At 45.1% G+C, this 607-nt stretch carries 1 protein-coding gene; it reads left to right on the forward strand.

Annotation, left to right across the window (positions count from 1 at the left end; genetic code table 11):
- A partial coding sequence (locus ACNKXV_RS13285; protein WP_417908226.1) for an outer membrane beta-barrel protein occupies nucleotides 1-607 on the forward strand: 607 nt, incomplete at both ends.

Raw genomic sequence — 607 nt, forward strand, 5'->3', positions numbered from 1 at the left:
GAAAAAATCGGTGTAAAAGGACAAGTTGAAGCCGAATACGAAATCGGAAATCGATCCAATGACTCCGATCAACGTGTATTCAATGTCGAAGGGGGAGATTTTGATGGTGGATCCATGGTTTTGGATACGACTTTGACCAACGTGTTTTTGAGCAATTACCTTACCCAGGAGTTTGAATTGGGCTATCAATACACAGCCGAAAAATTCAAATTCCAAACCGAAGTCCAGTACCAAGACGCCAAGTTGGACAACAGTCAGGATTTCCCTAAGCCTTTTGAGCTCAACAGGAGATTTTCAGCAATCATCCCAACCATGAGGATGGAATACAAATTTTCTCCCCAGACCAACATCCAGGTAGATTACGATACCCGCACGGCTGAGCCTCAGATCCGTCAGCTCCAGCCGGTCATTGACAATTCGAATCCGCTTCAACTGAGAACGGGAAATCCTGATTTGGACCAGTCTTACACCCATGAAATCCGAGTGAGATTCCGAAGCCAAAATCAGGACTCTGACCGCAGTTGGTTCCTTTTTACCTCCTCCTCTTTTGTCAACAACTTCATCAGCAACAGCACATTCATTGCCAATGAAGCCACTGAAATTCAGG

The sequence above is a fragment of the Christiangramia aquimixticola genome (genome assembly GCF_048285835.1).
In the GTDB taxonomy this organism is placed as follows: Bacteria; Bacteroidota; Bacteroidia; order Flavobacteriales; family Flavobacteriaceae; genus Christiangramia; species Christiangramia aquimixticola.